The sequence below is a fragment of the Pseudomonas sp. MF08831 genome (assembly GCF_059862645.1).
The window spans coordinates 92856-116473 of sequence record NZ_JCBCUX010000007.1 but is presented as its reverse complement, the minus strand read 5'-3'; the positions used below and the strand labels follow the sequence as shown (position 1 = coordinate 116473).

16 protein-coding genes are annotated in these 23618 nt (G+C 60.5%); 6 read left to right on the top strand and 10 right to left on the bottom strand.

Features of this window, described 5'->3' with window-relative positions:
- Nucleotides 1-31 precede the first annotated feature (31 nt).
- On the top strand, nucleotides 32-994 hold the full coding sequence (yjiA, locus tag AC19YS_RS16490) for a GTPase (protein ID WP_500602248.1): 963 nt from the start codon (nucleotides 32-34) through the stop codon (nucleotides 992-994).
- A 184-nt stretch (nucleotides 995-1178) separates the two neighbouring features.
- On the opposite strand, the gene glyA is transcribed toward yjiA, so the two are convergent.
- On the bottom strand, nucleotides 1179-2432 hold the full coding sequence (gene glyA / locus AC19YS_RS16485; protein ID WP_500602247.1) for a serine hydroxymethyltransferase: 1254 nt from the start codon (nucleotides 2430-2432) through the stop codon (nucleotides 1179-1181).
- A 230-nt stretch (nucleotides 2433-2662) separates the two neighbouring features.
- Nucleotides 2663-6514 carry a sensor domain-containing protein gene (locus AC19YS_RS16480; RefSeq protein ID WP_200623905.1) on the bottom strand — a complete coding sequence of 1284 codons (3852 nt, stop codon included), beginning with the start codon at nucleotides 6512-6514 and terminating at the stop codon, nucleotides 2663-2665.
- A gap of 285 nt (nucleotides 6515-6799) precedes the next feature.
- Between AC19YS_RS16480 and ettA the strand changes: the two genes are divergently transcribed.
- Nucleotides 6800-8464: an energy-dependent translational throttle protein EttA gene (gene ettA, locus AC19YS_RS16475; protein ID WP_106579286.1), complete on the top strand. Its 1665-nt coding sequence runs from the start codon at nucleotides 6800-6802 to the stop codon at nucleotides 8462-8464.
- A gap of 349 nt (nucleotides 8465-8813) precedes the next feature.
- Nucleotides 8814-10151 (top strand): NADP-specific glutamate dehydrogenase, encoded by a 1338-nt coding sequence (gene gdhA, locus AC19YS_RS16470; RefSeq protein ID WP_169367655.1) that lies wholly within the window; start codon nucleotides 8814-8816, stop codon nucleotides 10149-10151.
- Here gdhA and AC19YS_RS16465 read toward each other — a convergent pair.
- The 5 genes from AC19YS_RS16465 to AC19YS_RS16445 all read right to left on the bottom strand — a co-directional run bounded on the left by AC19YS_RS16465 (nucleotide 10148) and on the right by AC19YS_RS16445 (nucleotide 15154).
- Nucleotides 10148-10636, bottom strand: a complete 489-nt coding sequence (locus tag AC19YS_RS16465) for a GreA/GreB family elongation factor (protein ID WP_500602246.1) — start codon at nucleotides 10634-10636, stop codon at nucleotides 10148-10150. The two genes, gdhA and AC19YS_RS16465, sit on opposite strands and share 4 nt — an antisense overlap.
- Nucleotides 10637-10706: 70 nt before the next feature.
- Nucleotides 10707-11063, bottom strand: a complete 357-nt coding sequence (locus AC19YS_RS16460) for a hypothetical protein (RefSeq protein ID WP_106579283.1) — start codon at nucleotides 11061-11063, stop codon at nucleotides 10707-10709.
- Nucleotides 11064-11443: 380 nt separating this feature from the next.
- On the bottom strand, nucleotides 11444-11749 hold the full coding sequence (locus AC19YS_RS16455; RefSeq protein ID WP_200623903.1) for a chorismate mutase: 306 nt from the start codon (nucleotides 11747-11749) through the stop codon (nucleotides 11444-11446).
- Nucleotides 11750-12721: 972 nt separating this feature from the next.
- A complete protein-coding gene (locus tag AC19YS_RS16450) occupies nucleotides 12722-14575 on the bottom strand; it encodes an Lnb N-terminal periplasmic domain-containing protein (protein ID WP_500602245.1) in 1854 nt (617 codons plus the stop codon).
- Between the two features lie 90 nt (nucleotides 14576-14665).
- Complete coding sequence (locus AC19YS_RS16445) at nucleotides 14666-15154, bottom strand: DUF3015 domain-containing protein (RefSeq protein WP_083356699.1); 489 nt, start codon at nucleotides 15152-15154, stop codon at nucleotides 14666-14668.
- A 280-nt stretch (nucleotides 15155-15434) separates the two neighbouring features.
- Here AC19YS_RS16445 and AC19YS_RS16440 point away from each other — a divergent pair, with 280 nt between their 5' ends.
- Both AC19YS_RS16440 and AC19YS_RS16435 read left to right on the top strand, forming a co-directional pair.
- Nucleotides 15435-17873, top strand: coding sequence for a Lon protease family protein (locus AC19YS_RS16440; protein ID WP_106579281.1), 2439 nt, complete (start codon nucleotides 15435-15437; stop codon nucleotides 17871-17873).
- Nucleotides 17874-18188: 315 nt separating this feature from the next.
- Entirely contained in the window at nucleotides 18189-18518 is a 330-nt protein-coding gene (locus AC19YS_RS16435) for a PA4575 family protein (protein ID WP_106579280.1), read from the top strand.
- Nucleotides 18519-18522: 4 nt separating this feature from the next.
- Here AC19YS_RS16435 and AC19YS_RS16430 read toward each other — a convergent pair whose 3' ends face one another.
- A complete protein-coding gene (locus tag AC19YS_RS16430; RefSeq protein ID WP_500602244.1) occupies nucleotides 18523-20343 on the bottom strand; it encodes a hypothetical protein in 1821 nt (606 codons plus the stop codon).
- A 165-nt stretch (nucleotides 20344-20508) separates the two neighbouring features.
- Here AC19YS_RS16430 and AC19YS_RS16425 point away from each other — a divergent pair, with 165 nt between their 5' ends.
- Nucleotides 20509-20997, top strand: coding sequence for a TIGR00645 family protein (locus AC19YS_RS16425; RefSeq protein ID WP_106579278.1), 489 nt, complete (start codon nucleotides 20509-20511; stop codon nucleotides 20995-20997).
- A 15-nt stretch (nucleotides 20998-21012) separates the two neighbouring features.
- Here AC19YS_RS16425 and AC19YS_RS16420 read toward each other — a convergent pair whose 3' ends face one another.
- Together AC19YS_RS16420 and AC19YS_RS16415 are read right to left on the bottom strand one after the other, a co-directional pair.
- On the bottom strand, nucleotides 21013-22446 hold the full coding sequence (locus tag AC19YS_RS16420) for an ArnT family glycosyltransferase (protein ID WP_500602243.1): 1434 nt from the start codon (nucleotides 22444-22446) through the stop codon (nucleotides 21013-21015).
- Between the two features lie 127 nt (nucleotides 22447-22573).
- Nucleotides 22574-23599 (bottom strand): hypothetical protein, encoded by a 1026-nt coding sequence (locus AC19YS_RS16415; protein ID WP_367243073.1) that lies wholly within the window; start codon nucleotides 23597-23599, stop codon nucleotides 22574-22576.
- Between the last annotated feature and the right edge of the window lie 19 nt (nucleotides 23600-23618).

Genomic DNA, 23618 nt, shown 5'->3' with positions numbered 1-23618 from the left:
TTCAGTTATTTCATTAAACAGGAGAATAGTTTTGTCCTCTCCCATCCCCGTCACCATCCTCAGCGGCTTCCTCGGCGCGGGCAAAACCACCTTGCTGCGCCACCTGCTCAAGGCCGAGCACGGATTGAAAATCGCCGTGATCGAAAACGAATTCAGTGACGCCGGTATCGACACCCAGCTGCTGGGCGCAGAACCGGTGCAGGTCATGACCCTGTCCAACGGTTGCGTGTGCTGCACTATCCACACTGACCTGACCAAAGCCCTGTACCTGCTGCTCGAGCGCCTGGACAGCGGCGAGATTGCCTTCGACCGCCTGGTGATCGAGTGCACCGGCCTGGCCGACCCGGCGCCGGTGGCCCAGACCTTTTTCATCGACGAAGAACTGCGCGAGCGCTACCTTCTCGACGGCATCATCACCCTGGTGGACGCGGCCCACGCCGAACACCACCTGACCCAGGCCATCGCCCAGGCCCAGATCGGTTTTGCCGACCGCTTGCTGGTGAGCAAGCGCGACCTGGTGGACGAGGCCACCTTCGACGCCCTCAGCCAGCGCCTGACCCGCATCAACCGCCGCGCGCCGATCCGCGTGGTCGATCATGGCGCCATCGACCTGGCCGAATTGCTTGATGTGCGCGGCTTCAACCTCAACGCCGGCATGAGCTTGCGCCCGGTCAGCGCGGCGCCGGCCATCGACCGCATTTCCAGCCTGGTGCTGCGCACCGACCAGCCGCTGGATATCGACCGCCTCAGCGAGTTCATGAACGAGCTGCTGGAAGACCACGGCAAGCAACTGCTGCGCTACAAGGGCGTGCTGAATATTGCCGGCGAAGACCGGCGCATGGTGTTTCAAGGCGTGCTCAAGCTTTACGGGTTCGATTGGGACACCGAATGGGCCGAGGGCGAGGCGCGCGAAAGTGTGATTGTGTTTATTGCCGATGAGTTGCCGGAAGACAAAATCCGCGAAGGATTTGCGAAGGTCTACCAACAATCCTGACTTGAAATGCAGCCCTGTGTGGGAGCTGGCTTGCCTGCGATGGCGGTGTATCAGTCACAGCTGTATCAGCTGACAAACCGCTATCGCAGGCAAGCCAGTTCCCACAGTGAACCGTATTTCACTTTGAGATCGCCCATAAAAAAGCCCGGCTCAAGAGCCGGGCTTTTTATTCAAGCAACTGCAATCAAGCGCCGTACACCGGCAGCTTTTTGCAGATGGCCTTGACCTTCTCACGCACCGCGTCGATCACGGCTTCGTTGTTCAGGTCTGCCAGGATGTCGCAGATCCAGCCGGCCAGTTCCTTGCACTCTGCTTCTTTAAAGCCACGAGTGGTCACAGCCGGGGTGCCGAAGCGCAGGCCGGAGGTGACGAACGGCGAACGTGGGTCGTTCGGCACGGAGTTTTTGTTCACGGTGATGAAGGCTTTGCCCAGGGCAGCGTCAGCATCTTTACCGGAAATGTCCTGCTTGATCAGCGACAGCAGGAACAGGTGGTTTTCAGTACCGCCGGAGACCACGTCGTAGCCGCGTTCGATGAACACACCGGCCATGGCCTTGGCGTTCTTGATCACTTGTTGCTGGTAAGTCTTGAACTCAGGCTGCAGGGCTTCTTTGAAGCAGATCGCTTTGGCGGCGATTACGTGCTCCAGCGGGCCACCTTGGGCGCCTGGGAATACGGCGGAGTTCAGCTTCTTCTCGATCTCGGCGTTGGCGCGCGCCAGGATCAGGCCGCCACGTGGGCCGCGCAGGGTTTTGTGCGTAGTGGTGGTGACCACGTCAGCGTAAGGCACCGGGTTCGGGTAGACGCCAGCGGCGACCAGACCGGCTACGTGAGCCATGTCAACGAACAGGTAAGCGCCGACCTTGTCAGCGATTTCGCGGAAACGTGGGAAGTCCAGGATCTGCGAGTAGGCAGAGAAACCGGCCACGATCATTTTAGGCTTGTGCTCGACCGCCAGACGCTCGACTTCGTCGTAGTCGATCAGGCCGTTGGCATCGATACCGTACTGAACGGCGTTGTACAGCTTGCCGGAGGAAGAAACGCTGGCGCCGTGGGTCAGGTGACCGCCGTGGGCCAGGCTCATGCCCAGGATGGTGTCGCCGCCTTGCAGCAAGGCCAGGTACACGGCGCTGTTGGCTTGGGAGCCGGCGTGTGGCTGGACGTTGGCGTAATCGGCGCCGAACAGTTCCTTGGCACGGTCAATGGCCAACTGCTCAACCACGTCGACGTACTCGCAACCACCGTAGTAGCGCTTGCCAGGGTAGCCTTCAGCGTACTTGTTGGTCAGAACCGAACCTTGAGCCTCCATGACCGCAGGGCTGGTGTAGTTTTCCGAAGCGATCAGCTCGATGTGCTCTTCCTGGCGCACGGCTTCTTGCTCCATGGCGGCAAAGAGATCGGCGTCGTACTTGGCAATAGTCAAATCACGGCTGAACATGGCGGTCCTCAAGGATCGGGGGCAGAAAAGGAGGGCATTCTAACCCAATGGGTTTTAGATGGCATATGAAAGGACATCATGTCGCGGACAAGTGGGGCTCATCTGGGGATAAGCGGTGACTGTGCTGGCCCTATCGGGGGCAAGCCCCCTCCCACACTTGAATGGGTTCACAGATCAAAATGTGGGAGCGGGCTTGCCCGCGATGAGGCCGTCAGCCGCACTGCAAGGTTTCAGTCGAACATGAACAGCGCATCATTACTGAACTGCGCTTCAAACCGATTCGCCGGCATCGGCCGCCCAAACAGATACCCCTGCACTTCATCGCAGCCATGCTCGCGCAGAAAGTCCAGCTGCTCATGGGTTTCCACACCCTCGGCGATCACCGCCAGGTTCAGGCTGTGGGCCATGGCGATAATGGCGCGGGCGATTTGCGCGTCTTGCTCGCCGGAGGGCAGGCCGTCGACAAAGGTGCGGTCGATCTTCAACACGTCGATGGGGAATTGCTTGAGGTAGTTGAGCGACGAATAACCCGTGCCAAAGTCGTCCACCGCGATGCTCAGCCCGAGGTTTTTCAGGCTGGCGAGGATCTGCATGGCTTCGTTGACTTCGCGCATCAGGATGCTTTCGGTCAGCTCCAGCTCCAGGCATGCCGGCGGCAGGCCGGTGTCCCTGAGAATGGTGGCGATGCGCTCGCCCAGTTGGCCATCGGAGAACTGCCGCGCCGAGATGTTCACCGAGACTTTCGGCACCCGCACCTTGTTCTGGTGCCAGGTCTTGAGCTGGCGACAGGCCTCGCTGAGCACCCAGTCGCCCACGTCTACCACCAGTCCCAACTCCTCCAGCACCGGAATGAAATCACCCGGCGGCACCAGCCCGCGGCGTGGGTGGCGCCAGCGCAGCAGGGCTTCGGCGCCGGTCAGGCGTTTGCCATCGCCACTGAACTGAGGCTGGTAATACAGCACGAATTCGTTCTGATCCAGCGCGTGGCGCAGGTCGCTTTCCAGCTCCAGGCGCTCCAGGGCGCTGGCGTTCATGTCCGCCTGGTAGAACTGGAAGTTGTTTTTGCCACGTTCCTTGGCGTGGTACATCGCGGTGTCGGCGTTCTTCATCAACTGGCTCAGCTCGTTGCCGTCCTGCGGGCTCAAGGCGATACCGATACTGGCGGTCACAAAGAACTCGCGGCCTTCAAGCACAAATGGCCTTACCAGGCTGGCCAGGATCTGCTCGGCCACGTGAATCGCGCGGTTCAGCGCCATGTCACGGCTCACCCGTGGTTGCAGGAGCAAGGTGAACTCGTCGCCGCCCATGCGCGCCACGGTGTCGTCTTCGGCCACGCAGCCCAGCAGGCGCGTGGCCATTTCCTTGAGCATGCGGTCGCCGGCGGCGTGGCCCAGGGAGTCGTTGATCGGCTTGAAACGGTCGAGGTCGAGGAACATCAGCACCACCCACGATTTCTGCCGTTCCGCTGCCTGCAGGGCAGTGTGCAGGCGGTCCTGGAACAGCGTGCGGTTGGGCAGGTGGGTCAGGGCGTCGTAATACGCCAGGCGGTGGATGCGCTGTTCGCTGGCCTTGCGCTCACTGATGTCACTGAAGAAGCACACATAGCTGGCCAGGTCGCCTTCATCATCGAACACGGCGGTAATGCCGACCCACGCCGGGTAATGCTCGCCGTTGCGGCGCTTGAGCCACACTTCGCCTTCCCAGGTGCTGTGCTGGTGCAGTTGCTTGAGCACATAACGCAGGTGGGCTTCCTGTTGTTCGTCAACGGTGAGCATGTTCGGCAACTGGTCGAGCACATCCGCGACGGCATAGCCGCTGACCCGGCTGAAGGCCTCGTTGGCCTGCACGATATAACCGGCCGGGTCGGTGATCAGAATCGCTGAGGTGGAGTGTTCGAATACCGTGGCCGCCATGCGCAGGTCTTTTTCGGCGCGCCGTTGCTGGCTGATATCGCGGCCCACGCCGAGGATGCCCTCAAACGCGCCGTGTTCGTCCCACACCAGCACCAGGCGCAGCTCGATCGGCACCTTGCGGCCATCGGCGCGCAGGCAGTCGAACAGGAACAGCTGGGTTTGCACGTCATCGCGCAGCTTGTTCAGCGCCGCAGTGTCGCCCAGCGAGCGGCTGACCTGCTCCACCAGGCTATAAATGCCGGACAGTTGTTGCGGGTTGGCGATGATCGACTGCCAGCCATTCTTGAACACCCAATCCACGTCATAACCCAGCACGGCATTGACCGACGGGCTGACGTAATTGAGCGCAAGCTGGCTGTCGGTGGAGCAGATCACGTCGCTGATGCTTTCGGCCAGCATGCGGTAGCGCTGCTCGCTGTCGCGCAGGGACTCGCTGGCTTCTATCTGATCGGTAATGTCTTTGGCCACGCCGATAATCCGCGTGACCACCGCCGTCTTGTCGCGGGCCAGGGCTTGCTCGCGGATATCGAAGCGGCGCCATTGGTTGTTGCGGTGCCGAAAGCGCAGTTGGCAATGCAGCTGCGTGGTGTAGCCGACTTCACGTTGTTGCTGACGCAGGTCGTGGTAATACTCCGCATCGTCGGGGTGCAGCAGGATTTCCCAGAAGTACTCGCCCATTTGCTGCAGTTCGGCCCTGTTATAGCCGAGGGTGTGGCCCAAGTGGTGGTTGCTGAAAATCATCCGCTGGCTGATCACGTCCTGCACATACAGGTGATCCGGCACGGTGCGCACCACGTCTGACCAGAAACTCTCACGCTCCACCAGCGACAGTTCGATCAGCTTGCGGCTGGTGATGTCACTGATACTGAGGATGACTGCCTTGAAGTCGTCCTGCTGCTCCGGCAGGCGCATCACCAGCCACAGGTACTGGTCGTTACCGGCAACGTCGTTGAGTTGAATTTCCAGCTCCAGCTGTTTTTGCTGGGTCAGTACGGCTTCCAGAACCTGATAACCGATGGCCGTGGCGTTGCGCGGGCAGTCATCGATCAGACGCTCCCAGGCTTGCTCGCAAGAACTGACGTTCAACAGGCGCACAGCCACCTGGTTGACCTCGGTGACGCGTAACTCCTTGAGCAGTTGTTGGCGTTCTTCGACGTGGGTGTGCAGCCAGGCCTGTAATTGCTCACGGGTGTGCAGGTTGGTTTTGTCGAAAAACGTCTTCAACCCCGACAGGTCGAGCACGCAAAGCGCCACGCCGGTGCCTTCGAAAATATCCTGATAGCGGCGCCGGCCTTCATGCACCTGGCGCTGGCGACGACGCATGTTCAGCAGCACGATCACCGGGATCAGCGAAAAGGCCAGGCCCAGCAGGCATTTGCCGATGAAGGCCGGCAGCAGTTGCTCCAGCACGGCGCTGCGGTCGAACAGCCCGCGCAATTGCCAGTCACTTTTGCTCAGGGGCGTGACCAGTACGCTTTTGTTCAATTCGTCCGGCGTCAGCGCGGAGGCCCACTGCGCCGGCATACCGCTGTCACGGCTAACCACGCGGTAGTTGAGGCGGTTCTCGATGGCCCACATCGGGCGCTGGCCCTGGCCGTCCTGGCGGGTCAGGTTGCTCAGGTAGTTGGGCGCCAGGCGCAGCGCCCAATACATTCTCGAGCCGCCGCTGGGCTGGTGCAGCAGCAGGTAAATGATCGTGCCGTCCGGGTTGTTGCTCAGGTAATAAGGTTGCGAGTGACTGCGCTGTACCAGCTCTTCAAGCCAGGCGCTGTCCTGGCTGTCTTTGGCGCTGTCGCTGATCATCGCGCCGCTGGGGGCGAGCAGGGCGACACTGCGCAGTTCCGGCAGCGAACTTTGCAAGGTGCGCATCAGCGTCTGTTGCTGTTCGTCATTGCGCGGCGGCTCGACCATCGGCAGCAAATTCAGGGCGATTTTGGCGCTCAGGGCCATGTTCAAGCTGATCTGTTCAGCCAGGTCGGCGCTGTAGTCGATGGTGTATTGCTGTTGGTTCTTCTGGTTTTGCTGCAGTTGGTCCAGCAGTTGCCAGAACAATAACGCGAGCAGCAGCAGGACAAGCGTCGCCAATGCGCCTTTGAGGGTGCCGTGCAGGGGCGCTCCCGGCGCTATATGAGCGGCGCGCAGGGGAGTGGGCGGCGTGACTTTGGACAAGCTGTGATCCTGCGGTTTGGCTGGACTGGCGCGCGACGTGCACTATAAGCCGGACGCCCGGAGGGCGGCTAGCATGCCTTGAGTTGTGGCAAAGTGCCAGTCCTGCCTGGCTGGACTGACCCAGCGCATTCAGGTAGCTTTGCCGGTTACGCGGGGGCGTTCCAGCCCCAGACATTCAGGCTTTTTCCCCACGCAGGCATTGATCACTATCAACGGCCCGCGCGGCGCATGGCCTGGCACGGGCTTCGTCCGCTTAATTCATCAGTCACTGACGCTAGGTTCACCATGGCTCAATACGTCTTCACCATGCATCGGCTGGGAAAAGTTGTTCCGCCGAAGCGGGAAATCCTGAAAAACATTTCGCTGTCCTTCTTCCCAGGCGCCAAGATCGGCGTGCTCGGCCTCAACGGTTCGGGTAAGTCCACGCTGCTGAAAATCATGGCCGGCGTCGACACCGAGTTCGAAGGCGAAGCCCGCCCGATGCCCGAGCTGAACATCGGCTACCTGCCGCAAGAGCCGATCCTGGACCCGACCAAGACCGTGCGTGAAGTGGTCGAAGAGGCCGTGGCCGTGATCAAGAACGCCCAGGCGCGCCTGGACGAGGTCTACGCCGCCTACGCCGAAGAGGACGCCGACTTCGACAAACTGGCCGCCGAACAGGCCAAGCTCGAAGCCATCCTGCAGGCCGGCGACGGCCACAACCTGGAGCGCCAGCTGGAAGTCGCCGCCGATGCGCTGCGCCTGCCGGCGTGGGACGCCAAGGTCGAATTCCTCTCTGGTGGTGAAAAGCGTCGCGTGGCCCTGTGCCGCCTGCTGCTGTCGGCCCCCGACATGCTGCTGCTCGACGAACCGACCAACCACTTGGACGCCGATTCCGTCGCCTGGCTGGAACACTTCCTTCACGATTTCCCGGGCACCGTGGTTGCGATCACGCACGACCGGTACTTCCTGGACAACGTCGCCGGCTGGATTCTGGAACTCGACCGTGGCGCCGGTATCCCTTACGAGGGCAACTACTCCGGTTGGCTGGAAGCCAAGTCCGACCGTCTGGCCGCTGAATCCAAGCAGCAATCGGCCCACGAAAAAGCCATGAAGGAAGAGCTGGAGTGGGTGCGCAAAGGCGCCAAGGCCCGCCAGTCCAAATCCAAGGCTCGTCTGCAACGCTTTGAAGAAATGCAGTCGCAGGAATTCCAGAAGCGCAGCGAAACCAACGAAATCTACATCCCGGCCGGCCCGCGCCTGGGTGACAAGGTCATCGAGTTCAAGAACGTCACCAAGGGCTATGGCGACCGCGTGTTGATCGACAACCTGTCGTTCTCCATGCCAAAAGGCGCGATCGTCGGCGTAATCGGCGGTAACGGTGCGGGTAAATCCACTCTGTTCCGCATGTTGATGGGCAAGGAAACGCCGGATTCGGGCACCATCGAAGTCGGTGAAACCGTGCAACTGGCCTGCGTCGACCAGAGCCGCGAAGACCTGGATGGCAGCAAGACTGTGTTCCAGCAAATCTCCGACGGTTCCGACCAGATCCGCATCGGCAACTATGAAATCCCGTCGCGCACCTACGTCGGCCGTTTCAACTTCAAGGGCGGCGACCAGCAGAAGTTCGTCAAGGACCTGTCCGGTGGTGAGCGCGGCCGCTTGCACCTGGCCCTGACCTTGAAAGAAGGCGGCAACGTGTTGCTGCTCGACGAACCGTCCAACGATCTCGACGTTGAAACCCTGCGTTCCCTGGAAGAAGCCCTGCTGGACTTCCCGGGCGCCGCCATTGTGATCTCTCACGATCGCTGGTTCCTTGACCGCGTCGCGACTCACATCCTGGCGTACGAAGACGACTCCCAAGCGGTGTTCTTCGAAGGTAACTACACCGAGTACGAAGCGGACCGTAAAAAGCGCTTGGGCGATGCGGCTGCCCAGCCGCACCGTGTGCGTCACAAAAAACTGGCCTGATTTGGGCTGGTTGGAACAAACGGAGCCTTCGGGCTCCGTTTTTTTTGCGCGTTTTTTCAAAGAGACCGAGGTGGATTCATTCGCGAGCAAGCCCGCTCCCACATTCGAGCGCATTCCATAGTTGGAAATCGATCAAATGTGGGAGCGGGCTTGCTCGCGAAGGCGGTTTAACGGCTGGTGCATGCCCTAAGCTGAAATCCCTCTCATGGTGCAAAAAAGCCCATTTATTTATATCCAATGCACCATTTAAATTCACAAAGGCGACATTTTGCGCTTTTCAGGTGCAACTTCAGTTGCTAAGGTCCGGCTCAATCTCCTTTAAAAACAATCAATTTGCCGAGACTTCTTCATGATCGAATCCGTTGAATCCTTCCTCGCCCGCCTCAAGAAACGCGATCCTGACCAGCCGGAATTTCACCAGGCCGTGGAAGAAGTCCTGCGCAGCTTGTGGCCGTTTCTCGAAGCCAACCCCCATTACCTGACCTCGGGCATTCTGGAGCGCATCTGCGAGCCGGAACGCGCGATCACCTTCCGGGTGTCGTGGGTGGATGATCACGGCAAGGTCCAGGTCAATCGCGGCTTTCGCATTCAGATGAACAGCGCCATCGGCCCCTACAAAGGTGGCTTGCGCTTTCACCCCTCGGTGAACCTGGGCGTACTGAAATTCCTCGCCTTCGAGCAGACGTTCAAGAACTCCCTGACCTCGCTGCCCATGGGCGGCGGCAAAGGCGGCGCGGACTTCGACCCCAAGGGCAAGAGCGACGCCGAAGTGATGCGTTTTTGCCAGGCGTTCATGAGCGAGTTGTACCGCCACATCGGCGCCGACGTGGACGTGCCGGCCGGCGATATCGGCGTGGGCGCGCGCGAAATCGGCTTCCTGTTTGGTCAATACAAACGCCTCAGCAACCAGTTCACTTCGGTGCTGACCGGCAAGGGCATGACGTACGGCGGCAGCCTGATCCGCCCCGAAGCCACTGGTTTTGGCTGCGTGTATTTCGCCGAAGCAATGCTCAAGCGCGACGGCCAGCGGGTTGAGGGCAAGCGCGTGGCGATCTCCGGTTCCGGCAACGTCGCGCAGTACGCGGCGCGCAAGGTCATGGACCTGGGCGGCAAAGTGATTTCCTTGTCCGACTCCGAAGGCACCCTGTACGCCGAAAGCGGGTTGACCGAGGAGCAATGGTCGGCCCTGCTGGAGCTGAAAAACGTGCAGCGCGGGCGCATCAGCGAATTGGCTTCCCGTTACAGCCTGGAATTTCGCGCCGGTAAAACGCCCTGGGAACTGGCCTGCGATATTGCCCTGCCATGCGCGACCCAAAACGAACTCGACGCCGATGCCGCGCGCACCCTATTGCGCAACGGCTGCCTGTGCGTCGCAGAAGGCGCCAACATGCCAACCACGCTTGCGGCTGTGGATATCTTTATCGAAGCCGGCATTCTGTTTGCCCCGGGCAAAGCCTCCAACGCCGGCGGTGTGGCCGTCAGCGGCCTGGAAATGTCGCAGAACGCCATGCGCCTGCTGTGGACCGCAGGCGAAGTCGACAGCAAGTTGCACAACATCATGCAGTCGATCCACCACGCCTGCGTGCACTACGGCGAAGAAAACGGCCGGGTCAACTACGTGAAAGGCGCAAATATCGCAGGCTTCGTAAAAGTCGCGGACGCGATGCTGGCCCAAGGCATCGTCTAAACCTGTGGCTCGACGCGCAGCACTTCGATCACCTGATCACCGACGGGGCGCTTCCACAGCACCTCGTCGCCGACCTCGGCGCCCAGTAATGCGCGGCCCAGCGGCGAACCCCAGTTGATCAGGTTGGCGGCGGCGTCGGCCTGGTCTTCACCTACCAACTGAATGCGCTGCTGCTCGCCCTGTTCGTTGGCGAAGGTGACCCAACTGCCGATCTGCACCTTTTCGGTGGAAGTCGCCGGCGCCACCACTTGGGCGCTTTGCACCCGCTGATTGAAGTAGCGCAGGTCCCGCTCAAGATCCGCCTGACGCTGTTTATCGTCCTTGGCAGATTCAAGGCTGTATTCGTGCTGCAACTGCGCGACCTTGGCCTGCAATTGCGCCAACCCTTGCGCGGTGAGGTGGTTGGGTTGCTCACTGACCTGGCGCTCTACCGGTTGGTCGGCCTGGGCGGCGGCGTTGTCTTCATTAACAAAAGCTCGGCTCATGACATTCTCCCTCTATGGAGTTTGGGCCATGGTCGCCGCGCTTTAGTTTCGATGGATGTCTGAAAGCGACCTACTGCGGGCGATAAGCTTTGGCGGCGTCGCGGTCTTTTTCCTGCTGCCAGTCCCGTTCACGGTCATCCCAGTGGTTGTCCTTGTAGTCGCGCAACTCTTCGTTCTCGCGCATGGCCTTGCACTGTCGAAAGCCGTCTTCCCAGCCTTCGGCGTACTGGCGGTCTTTGAGATACCGCGGCACGTTCTTGCGAAACTCCCCGCTGATCACACCGGCGGCCTGGCGACCGCTGCTGCAACCGTCATCAAATCCATCGGCAAAGGCCGGTGGATAACCTTTGGCCAGCAAATCCTGGTGGGTTGATTGGCAACCTGACAACCACACTACTGCGCACAGCATTACCGCAGACCGCCACATGGCGTACTCCCTGACCGTTTCACGGCTGATAGGGTGAGTCTAGTCAGGGATTTGTCGGGCAGGTGTGAAAGAGAGGTGAGAAAGGTGTTGGGTTAAAGGCCCATCACGACGCGGCGAACAATATGCCTGGGCCGCGCATTAGCTGTGCGAGAGGGGCAAAGCCGTTGTGGACGACCCGACCCAAGCGATAACACCCGCCACCCAACGCCTGACACCGCCACAGGTGCTGATCCGGCCTATGTGGCGAGCAGGCTTGCCCTGCGTCGGGCTGCGCAGCCGCCCTGATAAACAGGAACGCGGAGTATCTGATACTCCCCGACAGACTGCTTGGGGCTGCTGCGCAGGCCAACGTGGGGCAAACCCGCTCGCCACAGCGGGGGTTATGTCGTCTGGTTGGACGTCAGCTCGGCATGCTCGGCCAATTCCTGCTGGATAAACGCCGCAATCATCGCGCGATACACCTGCTCAGTGACCTCAGGGTTGGCGCCCACCGCCTCGGACAAACCCCGCACCTTGGCAATCACCTGTTCAACCCGTTGCGGCGCCTTGACGCCGTCGGCGTCTTTTTTGAAGCGTGCCGCCTGGGAGACGTAATGACCGCGCTCGGCCAGCAGGGTGACGATGTGTTGGTCGAGGCGGTCGATGTTTGCGCGGACTTCTTCGAGGGTGGTGCAGTTAACGGCCATGTTGATGAAACTCCTGATGGGGTGGGCAATGCGATGCGCCTGAATGTACGCGAGCCAAATGTGGGCGCGGGCTTGCTCGCGAATGCGGTGGTTCATTCAATACATCATCGCCTGACCGAGCGCCATCGCGGGCAAGCCCGCTCCCACCTTTGAACTGCGGCGGGCAAGAGGTTCAGGCCAGGCACAAACCCGTGTGGGAGCTGGCTTGCCTGCGATGGCGGTGGGGCAGTCAGTCTGGTTGTTACTGATACACCGCTTTCGCGAGCAAGCCCGCTCCCACATTTGAACTGCGGCGGTCGCAGGATTTAGGCCAGGCACAAAACGGTGTGGGAGCTCGCTTGCCTGCGATGGCGGTGGGGCAGTCAGTCTGGTTGTTACTGATACACCGCTTTCGCGAGCAAGCCCGCTCCCACATTTGAGCTGCGGCGGGCAAGGGATTCAGGCCAGGCACAAACCCGTGTGGGAGCTGGCTTGCCTGCGATGGCGGTGGGGCAGTCAGTATGGTTGTTACTGATACACCGCTTTCGCGAGCAAGCCCGCTCCCACATTTGAACTGCGGCGGGCAAGGGATTCAGGCCAGGCACAAACCCGTGTGGGAGCTGGCTTGCCTGCGATGGCGGTGGGGCAGTCAGTTAGGTTGTTACTGATACACCGCTTTCGCGAGCAAGCCCGCTCCCACATTTGAACTGCGGCGGTCGCAGGATTCAGGCCAGGCACAAAAACAGTGTGGGAGCTGGCTGGCCTGCGATGGCGGTGGGGCAGTCAGCCTGGTTGTTACTGATACACCGCATTCGCGGGCAAGCCCGCTCCCACCTTTGAACTGCGGCGGGCGCAGGATTCAGGCCGGGCATGAATCAATGTGGGAGCTGCCTTGCCTGCGATGGCGGTGGGGCGGTGAGTCAGGTTGTTACTGATACACCGCATTCGCGAGCAAGCCCGCTCCCACAGTGGGTCTTCGCCCGGTCTCACAGGTCAGTAGTGATACCACTTCACTTCAAGCATCACTTCATTCACGGGGGTGGACAGGTGGCTGTACTCGCGCTGGGCGCTCAGGCGCAGGCCCAGGTTGCGCGACAATTCCCACTGCTGGTTCAAGCTGACACTGCGCCGCACTTCGCCATTGGTGAAGAAATCCCCTTTGGCTTCCAGGCTCAAATTCCCCAGCGGGTTTTTCCACAGCACGCCGGTGTTGAACCCGGCAGCCGGGGAGATGGCTTCGCTGAAGTCGTTGTTGTGTTCCACGCGCACGGTGCCGAGGGCGAAGCCGAGCATGTCGTCGGTGAGTTGCCAGGTGCCGCCGGCGCCGCCGTTGACGTGGGCCACGAGGGTTTCATCGTCGTGTTTGCCTGGCACGCGCTCCAGGCCGCCAGTCACTTGCCATGACCACGGTTGCAACAGCGCGTTGCGTGGGGTCAGCGAGCGGATGGTGGCCAGGTCCAATTGCTGCAGTTGCCAGTGGTTGCCTTCGTACTGGCGCAGTTTCATCTGCAGGATTTCAATCTGCGCGCCCAGCGGGAAGCCTTCGGCGTTGTCGTTGAGGTCGTGGTAGGCCATGCGCAGCCCGTATTCGCCGAAGGTCTTGCTGCCACGGGTGCCGATGCCAGCCTGCCAGGTGCGGGACTCATGGCCGTCTTCCGGCAGGCCGGGACGTTCGACTTTCAGGTCTGGCGCCGGGTTCTGGTTGATCGCGCGCAGCAGTTCGAAGCTGCGTTGCGAGCGTTCGGTGTCGCGCTCAAGACCATTGGCGCGGTAGCGGCCCAGGCGATAGGCGGCGTCGATGATCAGCGCCTGACGGTCGCGGGGCAGCGCCTTGAAGGCGGGCTCCTGCAGCTGCTTCTGGTCGTCGCTGATGTTCAATACCCATTGCTGCTCATCACTATCAAGCGGCTTGGCACGTTCGAGCAGTTCGCGTTCACGGGACGGGCGATAGTCGATTTTCTCTACCAGGCCAGCCTCTTTCACCGCCTTGACGGTGTCGGTGGGGATCGCCGTCAGCGGGAATTGCTCGGTCAGGCGCAGGCTTGGGCGCGCCACTTGCAGCAGCTCCAGCAGGCGATACGAGCAGTTTTCGTCGAAAAAGAAATAGTCGAACTGGATCTGCTTGAGCTCCCATACGTGCCGGACCATGCGTTCGGTCTCGACTTGGGTAAGGTTCAGGCGGTATTCCCACAGATCACGGTTCTCGAGGTTACGGTACTCCGAGAGCTTTTCCTGGTAGGGCACCAACGCAAACAGGCCCGGATAGCCGCCCATCAGGCCTTTCCAGGCGTAGAGAATGCTGTTGTCGGAGCCTTCGATGTAGGCGCCGAAGTTGATCGCGTAGCTGAGCAGCGCGGTCTTGTCTCTTTGCACGTCAGCCTGGTCGATGCGCAGCAACGTGTGGCCGAACATCGACGACGGGCTGTTGAGGTAGGCCGCCGGGAAGATCATCACCGCGCTGTGGGGCGCGACGTCCTTGAACCACTGGGTGAATTCTTTGCACTCCAGGGTAGGCAAGTCGGTCAGCTGCAACTGTTCCTTGAGCCATCGCGTACGTGCGGGGTAAACGCATTGGGCGTGTTTTTCGCCGAGGCTGGCCGGGGCGTACAGCGCCTCTACGGTCGCCTTGAGTTCCTGGTCCGGATGGTGGGCGCCATCAGGGGCGAGGAAGAATTTCTTGTCGCTGACATAACTGCGCCAGCCCTTGAGCTTGCCGGCTTCGTAATGGCCCAGAGATAGCCAGAACGGATCGTTGGCCAATTGCTGCAAACGTTGATCATCAATATGCGGGGCCGCATACAGCGGGGCGCAGGCGAAGAGTGCCAACCAGGCAAAGCGTTTGAGCATAGGGGCAACTTAAGTCGGAAATAGTGAGACCCAAAGGGGAGGCGGGTCCAAAATAAAACCCGCGCCTCGAAAGGCGCGGGCGGGTCGAGCTTAAGCCTGGGTAGCGTATTTTGCCAGGCGGGCATCGCTTTTCAGTACAGCCAGGGTGTTGTTGTGCACGTCATCGGCGGTCACGTCAGCTTTGCTGAAGATCTGCTGGAAGTGCTCGTGGGTCACGGCCGCGAAGTGATCGCGATCTTCCGGTGCAACGCCCAGTACCACCGCGTAGGTGGTCAGCGCTTCGCCGTTGCCTTTGGCCATGTCTTCGGACAGCTCGTTCATCATGCCATTCATGGCAATCCAGGACTTGCCGCCGTAGGTCAGGGCGCTGTTGGTGCTGCAACCGTTGGTGCCCGAGGTCATGCCGAAGGTGGCGTTACCCGAGGTGCCGTTGGTGGTGGAAGCGAGGAAGTGAGCTGGAGTACCGCGCTGGCCTTCAAACAACATGTTGCCCCAACCGCAGTTCGGGCCACCTGGTGCTTCTGCCATTGCATTGAGGGAGACGACGGTGAAGAGAGTACCAAGAAGGATCCGTTTCATAGCTTTGTTCTCTTTGTGTGCAAACCAATGGACAAGGGTTCAGGCGCGTCGCAGCGCCCTAGGGGCCAGTTATTAGTCCAACCCGCGCAGTTTGGAGTTTAGGCACGTTCCTGGGGTTCCGTTATTTTTTATAAAACAATCGGAGTGATTGCGCACCGTTGTCGCGATTTTTTTGTAGGACGCCTCCCGTGTCTACGCTTTCCCACAGGCGCGCCTTGCCAGAGCGCGCAACCGAGAGCCAGAATGCCGTCATCTGCCCCGCCTGATGTAAGGAAGCCCGATGCCTGATCCTGTTGCTGCCAGCTTGCGTCTAGCGCCTGAAGCGCTGACTCGCCCTTTCTCCGCTGAACAGTTCAGCTTCTCGACCACCAATGATTTGGAGCCCTTTCGCGGTGTGCTTGGCCAGGAACGCGCAGTTGAAGCGTTGCAGTTCGGTGTGGCGATGCCACGCCCCGGTTACAACGTGTTTGTCATGGGCGAGCCCGGTACCGGCCGCTTTTCGTTCGTCAAACGCTACCTGAAAGCTGAAGGCAAACGCCTGCAGACCCCGTCGGACTGGGTCTACGTCAATAATTTTGATGAGCCGCGTGAGCCACGCGCCCTGGAATTGCCGGGCGGCGGCGCAGCGGCGTTCATCGCCGATATCAACGCGCTGGTCGACAACCTGGTCGCCACTTTCCCGGCGGTGTTCGAACACCCCACCTATCAACAGCGCAAAAGCGCCATCGACCGCGCCTTCAACCAGCGCTACGACAAGGCTCTGGACGTGATCGAGCGTCTGGCCCTTGAAAAGGACGTGGCGCTGTACCGCGACAGCACCAACATCGCGTTCACGCCGATGCTTGATGGCAAGGCGCTGGACGAGGCCGAGTTTTCGCAGCTGCCGGAAGCTGATCGTGAGCGCTTCCACACAGATATTTCCGAGCTGGAAGAGCGCCTCAACGAAGAGTTGGCCAGCCTGCCGCAGTGGAAACGTGAGTCCAACAACCAACTGCGCCAATTCAACGAAGAAACCATCACCCTGGCCCTGCAGCCTTTGCTGGCGCCGCTGTCGGAAAAGTACGCAGAAAACGCAGCGGTATGCGGCTACTTGCAAGCCATGCAGGTGTACCTGCTCAAAACCGTGGTCGAGCAACTGGTGGATGATGCCAAGACCGACGCCCAGGCCCGCAAGTTGCTCGAAGAGCAATACTGCCCCAGCCTGGTGGTCGGCCACCCGGTCAATGGCGGCGCGCCGGTGGTGTTCGAGCCGCACCCGACCTACGACAACCTGTTTGGCCGTATTGAATACAGCACCGACCAGGGCGCGCTCTACACCACGTATCGCCAGTTGCGCCCGGGCGCCTTGCACCGTGCCAATGGCGGTTTCCTGATTCTGGAAGCCGAAAAAATGCTCGGCGAGCCGTTTGTGTGGGACGCGCTCAAGCGCTCCCTGCAGTCGCGCAAGCTGAAGATGGAATCGCCGCTGGGCGAGCTGGGCCGCCTGGCCACGGTGACCCTCAACCCGCAGATGATTCCGTTGCAGGTCAAAGTCATCATTATCGGTTCGCGCCAGCTGTACTACGCGCTGCAGGACGCCGATCCGGACTTCCAGGAGATGTTCCGCGTCCTGGTGGATTTCGACGAAGACATCCCGATGGTCGACGAAAGCCTGGAGCAGTTTGCCCAGTTGCTTAAAACCCGCACCTCGGAAGAAGGCATGGCACCGTTGACGTCGGACGCGGTGGCGCGGCTGGCGACTTACAGCGCCCGCCTGGCTGAACATCAGGGGCGGTTGTCGGCGCGCATTGGCGACTTGTTCCAGCTGGTCAGTGAGGCGGATTTCATTCGCCACCTGGCGGGCGACGAGATGACTGACGCGGGGCATATCGAACGCGCGCTCAAGGCCAAGGCCACGCGTACCGGGCGGGTGTCGGCGCGGATTCTCGACGACATGCTTGCCGGCGTGATCCTGATCGACACCGCCGGTGCGGCGGTCGGCAAGTGCAACGGGCTGACGGTGCTGGAGGTCGGCGACTCGGCGTTCGGCGTGCCGGCGCGGATTTCCGCCACGGTGTACCCCGGCGGCAGCGGCATTGTCGACATCGAGCGCGAAGTTAACCTCGGCCAGCCGATTCACTCCAAGGGCGTGATGATTCTCACCGGTTACCTGGGCAGCCGTTATGCACAGGAATTCCCGCTGGCGATCTCGGCGAGTATCGCGCTGGAGCAGTCCTACGGTTATGTGGACGGCGACAGTGCCTCGCTGGGCGAGGCGTGCACCCTGATTTCGGCGCTGTCGAAGACGCCGCTCAAGCAGTGCTTTGCCATCACCGGCTCGATCAACCAGTTTGGTGAGGTGCAGGCGGTGGGCGGGGTCAACGAGAAAATCGAAGGCTTCTTCCGCCTCTGCGAAGCACGCGGGTTGACCGGTGAGCAGGGCGCGATCATCCCGCAGGCCAACGTGGCTACGCTGATGCTTGACGAGAAGGTGCTGCAGGCCGTGCGCGACGGGCAATTCCACATCTACGCCGTGCGTCAGGCGGACGAGGCGTTGAGCTTGTTGGTCGGTGAGCCTGCCGGTGAGCCGGACGAGGAGGGCCAATTCCCTGAAGGCACCGTGAATGCGCGCGTGGTAGAGCGTTTGCGCGCGATTGCCGAGATGATCAGCGAGGATGACTTGAAGGAGGCGGAGAAGGAGCTGGCGCAGCAGGCGTTGGCGGAAGCCAAACCCACCTGATTATTGTCAGCACGCGGTTAATGTGGGAGCGGGCTTGCTCGCGAAGGCGGTGGATCAGTCAGTATCAATGTGTCTGACAGACCGCCTTCGCGAGCAAGCCCGCTCCCACATTTGATCAGCGGTGTATCGACCACCTCGGTAAATTCGCCACTAAATTGACTCCATCCTCAGGCACCAACGCCCGTTGGTCCCTACAAGCTTGGTTTGTACTGGTTTTCTTCTATTCTCACTTCAAGGGATATCCACAGGAGTCGCTGGACAGAGACAGCCTTGCCCTGCGCGAGGTTGAACACCGATCTACCGAGGGTCGCCGCCATGCCGCGCAACCTTTGCCTTACCCGCCAATGCCTGGGCCTGGTCACCCGTATCGAATGCTCCATTCGCCCTCTCGCCGGGGATAACGGGATGTGGACGCTGTTGTTTGCTGCCGGAATGACCGGCGAACAGCCTTCCACCATCAAGTCTCAAGGCCCGTTTCATGGGCCCTTCGTGGCAGAAACCATTCTGGGATCGATCGTCGAAAGCTTGACGCTGCACGGCTACGAGCTGGCGGACGACCCGCAGATCTGGTGCCTGCACCTGCAGGCACATCTGCGGCAACTCAATGGCGGGCGAGCCCAGACGCTCAGTGATATTCGCCACTGAGCGTTTATTTGCTGTCGGGCTTGTCCAGTTTGACCTCAAAGCCGTATTGCACGGTGTCGAGGTCGGTGCGCTGGTAGCTTTCCAGGCTGGTCGGCTGGCCGTAGAAATAGTGCACGTCAAACAACGCTGTGCCGTATTCCTCGGCACGGTGGCTGACGCCGAGAATTTCCTTCAGGTAATTGCCGCTCGCGTCCTTGGCGTAGAAGCGCCAGCTGTCGGCGGGAAATTCGTGTTGATCGACGATCAATGCGTTGTCCTTGAGCGACAGGCCCTTGGGCAGCTTGGCAACGTCAATCGTGGCTTTCTCGATGGTGGCGAGAAACAGCGGAATCGAGCCCACCACAAACGCCGGGGTTTCCGGGAACAGGTTGAGATCGTAGGTGAGCGTGCCGGTGGCGGCGTTCAGCTCGAAAGCCTCGGCCGGCAGCTCGATGGGCTCGCCGCGTTGACCTTTGTCGTCCGCCGCAAAGAAGGTGATGGGCGCGTCGCTGTTGTTGCGATCGGCACCGACCAGGTCGTCATTGAAGGTGAACGGGTGGTCAAAGACGATCTTCGCAGCGCTGGCGTCTTCGGTTGATTGGCTGATCGTCACGCTGTTTTTCAGCTGGTCTTCCGTCATTGCCGCGTCTTTGAGCCAGCTGGCAGCGCTGTCGTCGTACACGGTGACCGGCATCGGCAAGGCTTGCACGGTCTTTTGCAGGCTGTTCTTGTCAAAACGCAGCACCGGCAGGTCGAGGTCCTTGCGGGTGACGGTGGCCTTGGAAAAATCCAGGACGTCGACCTGCAGGGTGTCGATCAGGCCATTGAAATACACCTTGGCGTAATGGCTGCTTTGTTTGTGCTCGAAGGCTTTTTGCTCGTCCGTCAGCTGTTTTTCAAAGGCCTCCGACCAGGCTTTCTGCTTTTGCATCTCGGCCAGTTGTTTCTCGTAAAACGCCACTTGCGCGGCGTTTTCGTTGATCGAGCCTGAGCGGGTGAGAAATTGCCCGGTGTTGTCGCGCGCCTGCACCAGCAATGGGTTTGGCGATTCGTCGCCGACTTCCGGCGCCAGGGGCTCGCTGTTGGTCAGCTCGATCTCGGCGTAGTTTTTCTCAAGCAGCAGCAGGTTGAGGGTGATGTTGCCCTCGGTGCGTTTGTGGCCCACGTCTTTTTTCGACAAATCGAAGGTCAGCACTTTGCCCGGCGCCATCACCTCGACCGCGCCCTTGAGACTGACGGGCTGCGGCTGGCTCTTGTTCTCGGTTTCTACGCCCTCGATAAACGGGTAAGTCACCGTCAAGTCATCGGGGTTAGTCAGGTTGGAACTGCTCGGGCTGAGCTGGATACCCGGATCTGTTTCCGACCATTCGGGCTGAAAGGGAATGACCTTGTTGTTGCTCAACGTCACCGACTGCCATTCAAGGCCGTGGGGGAAGGGGAATTGGTCCGGGGTGTTGAAGTTGAAGGGGAACACCGGCTCCAAATCGGTCAGGTAGTCGGAATGCGAGGCTTTGCGCAGCACGAACAGGCCATTGATGTAGGTGTCCACCAAGGCCTGGGGCGTGGGGTAGTGCTTGAGCAGGGCCAGGGTGTCTTCGCCGTATTCGGCTTCGATGGGCTTGTTGGCGAGCTTGACCCGCGCCCGCTCCAGCAACAGCAGCGAGCCACCAAGGTCGGCGATGGCGTCTCTGAGCTTGGGGTCTTGAATGCTGTCCAGCGATTGTTCGAACTTCGCGGTTTTCTCTTCGAGGGTGGCCTGCTTCTGCTCTTCTTTGGGCGAGCAGCCGCCAGCCATCAGCAACACCGCACACAGGCCGAAAGTGGCCAAAGGGGATCGCACATCCATTATTCGAGTCTTCCTGTTCGTCAGCATCGAGCCGATTTGATGGGCTCGACACTAGCAGAAAAATTCTCTTACAGATGCCGCTCAGGTCAGTTTTCTCGCGGTTACAGGTGTTTGGTAGCGGCTGGTATACTCGCGGCCATTTTTAGCCAGGCTGTGTGAGATTCAATGGAACGCTTTATCGAAAATGCCATGTACGCCTCGCGATGGCTGCTGGCGCCGATTTATTTCGGCTTGTCCCTGGGGTTGCTGGCGCTGGCGCTGAAGTTCTTCCAGGAAGTGATTCACCTGCTGCCGAGCGTGTTCTCGATGGCCGAGTCCGACCTGATCCTGGTGCTGCTGTCGTTGATCGACATGGCCCTGGTCGGCGGTTTGCTGGTGATGGTGATGATTTCCGGCTACGAGAACTTCGTCTCGCAGCTGGATATCGATGAGAGCAAGGAAAAGCTCAACTGGCTGGGCACCATGGACTCTTCATCGCTGAAGATGAAAGTGGCGGCGTCTATCGTGGCGATCTCGTCCATCCACCTGCTGCGTATCTTCATGGACGCCAAGAACGTCGATCCGCAGCATTTGATGTGGTACGTGATCATCCACATGACCTTTGTGATCTCGGCGTTCGCCATGGGTTACCTGGACAAGCTCACCAAGCACTGATGCCCCGCGCCAGCCTTACTGCTCGACGAAGTAGTAAGGCTGACGGTTGATCGAGATTTCCTTGATCACCGTGACCTTCTCGGCCAGTTGCTCCGTGCGGTCCAGCAACGCGATGTTGCCGGGCTTGGCCGTGAGATAGCTGCGCAGCTCAGTTTCGGTTTGCAGGATCGGCAAGTAGGCCTGCAGATAGAACACGCTGGCCCCGGCGATACGTTCGTTGGGCTGGAACAGCACCACGTCCTTGCCTTGGGCCTGGTAGGCCTGAACCTCACTGATGACGGGCACAAACGACTGGCGCACGTCGGCTTTGGGCGCAAACCAGAACGCCGCCGCCAGGTAACAGGTTATCGCCAGGGTGAACACGCCACCGATCACGCCTCGGTGGACGCGGTACAGCGCCGGTTTGTTGGCTTTGAGCCACGCCAACAATACCCCTGCGTATTCCGCTGCCAGTACGGCGGCGGCAGGCGTGAGTGCCATCAGGTAAACCACGCGCTTGCTCGAAGCCAGGGTCAGCAGGGTGAACTGCGCCACCAGCCACACGCTGAAAAACAGCCGGTAGCGGTTACGCACCAGGCTTTTGCGAAAGTGCCACAGGCCCAGGTACACCAGGATGTTCCACGGCAGGAAGGCTTCGGGCAGTTTGGCGATGTAGTAGTAGAAGGGCTCATAGTGCCCGGCCTCGACAAACGAGCCGCTGAAGCGCCCGACGCTGTTGGTCCACAGCACTTCGGCCACAGCCTGCATGCCGCCGCGCTGGAACAGGAAGCTCAACCAGATGAGCAACGGCACCAGGGCCAGCAGCGTGAACAGCGCTGGCTTGAGCCAGTCGCCAATGCGCACACGCTTATCCATCACGCTGGTGCTGGCCAGGTACACAAAGATCACAATGCCCGGCATCGCCAGGCCCAGTACACCTTTACTCAGGGTCGCGATGACCATGCCGACGGTGAACAACGCCCAGGCCCACGTACTTGAACCTTCGCGGTCCGGCCGCACAGCTTGATAGAACGCCAGCAGCGCGGTGGTCACGCCGAGGCTGAGCAGCGAGTCTTCCCCCACGCCCCGCACGTTGCCCCAGTAACTGGCCATGGTTGCCAGAATCAGCGCCGCGCAGAATGCCATTGGCTTGGGCCGTCCAAACTTGCGCAGCATCGCGTAAAACAGCATCACGCTGAACAGGCCGGCAAATGCCGACGCCAGGCGCACTGCCCACGTCGTGCCGCCGAACAGACGAATGGCGCCGGCGTCCAGCCATAGGCTCAGGGGCGGTTTTTCCAGGAAGGGTTCGCGGAACAGGCGCGGGATGACCCAGTCATTGTCCAGGTGCATGGCCATGGCGATCCCGGCGACGCGGGCTTCGGTGGAGCCTTGCAGCTCATGGCCACCCAAGGCAAAGAAGAACAACAAACCAGCGAGAAGGAGCAGCAGAGGAGCGGGACGCGTCATGGTTTCTGGCTACCGGAGCAAGGGACCGTTCGGGGGAACGGCCGTGGCGATCGGCTAGTATCTGCCAGCACTTCTGAACATTTCATGAATGAGTGTCAGTTTTTTGTAAGGCTGGCCGACGTGCAACTCAGGGCAGTTTCAAGCTTGGCACGGCTGCCTTGCCTTGCGCTGTGAGTACCGGCTCTAACTGCTCCCAGGTGAAAGACAAGTCATTGTCGCAGCCGTCTCCCGTGGCCGGTGTCGAGAGTTGCAGGCCTTGGGTGTTGAAGCTCAGGTCAAAGGAGGAATAGCGGTTGATGGCCGGGCAGCCTTCGTCAGTGGTGGTTTGCTTGGCCAGCCAGCGGCTGAATGCGCTGGGCAGCTTGATTTGGCCGGAGTACGGGCTGTCCCATTCTTCGCGCCCACCCAGCCAGGTCCACGGGTCTACGCTGTCGCCGGTTTGCAGGTTCCAGCTGTGCAAGCCCCAACTGATGCCGCCGCGACCGTAACCGGCTGTCCAGCGGTAAAACCGCACGGTGATCCACTGCGACGACCAGTAGAAGGGCTCTACGGTGATTTCACTGGTTGAGGTGCTGCCGCTTTGATCCAGCGCGTTGCGCCGCTCGCGGTAGAAGTCTGCCTGGCCCTCGGGGCTGATTGCCAGGCGCGCCAGGTCGCGGTTGATCTTTTCGATCGCCGGCCCGTCGCCTTCGAGTTTCAAAGTGACCTGCCCGCCCTGGGTTTTCACGTGGTAGGCGTGCTCGCCGAACGTCTTCTTCTCGACCGTGACCGCCGGCGGCACCGCCTCGAGCGGGTTGTTATAGGTGTCGCTGGCGCAGCTGTCCGAATCCGCGCGCTTGAGCGCCAATGCCAGGCTTTTACCGCCCAGTGTTTTACTCCAGGTTCCCGTCAGCGTGTCGCCTTGCGGTTCGTCCAGTTGCCAGAAACCGGTATTGCCCTCTTCGGCCCACGGCTCGCTGGCGTTGGCTTGTGTCAGCTGGATGGGGGTGAGAATGCGCTGGTAGTAATAACTGCCATTGGCCCCGTGAGCCCCGTTGAAACAGGCCGTAATGGAGGACTTGCCCAGTGTGCCTTTCCAGACACCTGCCAGGTCGGCAGCAGAGACGAGCAACGGCGCGCAGGCGAGCGCGAGGACAGCGAGAGGCTTGAGCACGGGTATCGGACTTCCGGTT

Coding starts and splice junctions, on each gene's coding strand:
- glyA (WP_500602247.1), bottom strand. CDS start 2,432: ATGTTCAGCCGTGATTTGACTATTGCCAAGTACGACGCCGATCTCTTT.
- AC19YS_RS16435 (WP_106579280.1), top strand. CDS start 18,189: ATGCCGCGCAACCTTTGCCTTACCCGCCAATGCCTGGGCCTGGTCACC.
- AC19YS_RS16450 (WP_500602245.1), bottom strand. CDS start 14,575: ATGCTCAAACGCTTTGCCTGGTTGGCACTCTTCGCCTGCGCCCCGCTG.
- AC19YS_RS16455 (WP_200623903.1), bottom strand. CDS start 11,749: ATGGCCGTTAACTGCACCACCCTCGAAGAAGTCCGCGCAAACATCGAC.
- AC19YS_RS16460 (WP_106579283.1), bottom strand. CDS start 11,063: ATGTGGCGGTCTGCGGTAATGCTGTGCGCAGTAGTGTGGTTGTCAGGT.
- AC19YS_RS16465 (WP_500602246.1), bottom strand. CDS start 10,636: ATGAGCCGAGCTTTTGTTAATGAAGACAACGCCGCCGCCCAGGCCGAC.
- AC19YS_RS16425 (WP_106579278.1), top strand. CDS start 20,509: ATGGAACGCTTTATCGAAAATGCCATGTACGCCTCGCGATGGCTGCTG.
- AC19YS_RS16420 (WP_500602243.1), bottom strand. CDS start 22,446: ATGACGCGTCCCGCTCCTCTGCTGCTCCTTCTCGCTGGTTTGTTGTTC.
- AC19YS_RS16440 (WP_106579281.1), top strand. CDS start 15,435: ATGCCTGATCCTGTTGCTGCCAGCTTGCGTCTAGCGCCTGAAGCGCTG.
- gdhA (WP_169367655.1), top strand. CDS start 8,814: ATGATCGAATCCGTTGAATCCTTCCTCGCCCGCCTCAAGAAACGCGAT.
- AC19YS_RS16430 (WP_500602244.1), bottom strand. CDS start 20,343: ATGGATGTGCGATCCCCTTTGGCCACTTTCGGCCTGTGTGCGGTGTTG.
- ettA (WP_106579286.1), top strand. CDS start 6,800: ATGGCTCAATACGTCTTCACCATGCATCGGCTGGGAAAAGTTGTTCCG.
- AC19YS_RS16445 (WP_083356699.1), bottom strand. CDS start 15,154: ATGAAACGGATCCTTCTTGGTACTCTCTTCACCGTCGTCTCCCTCAAT.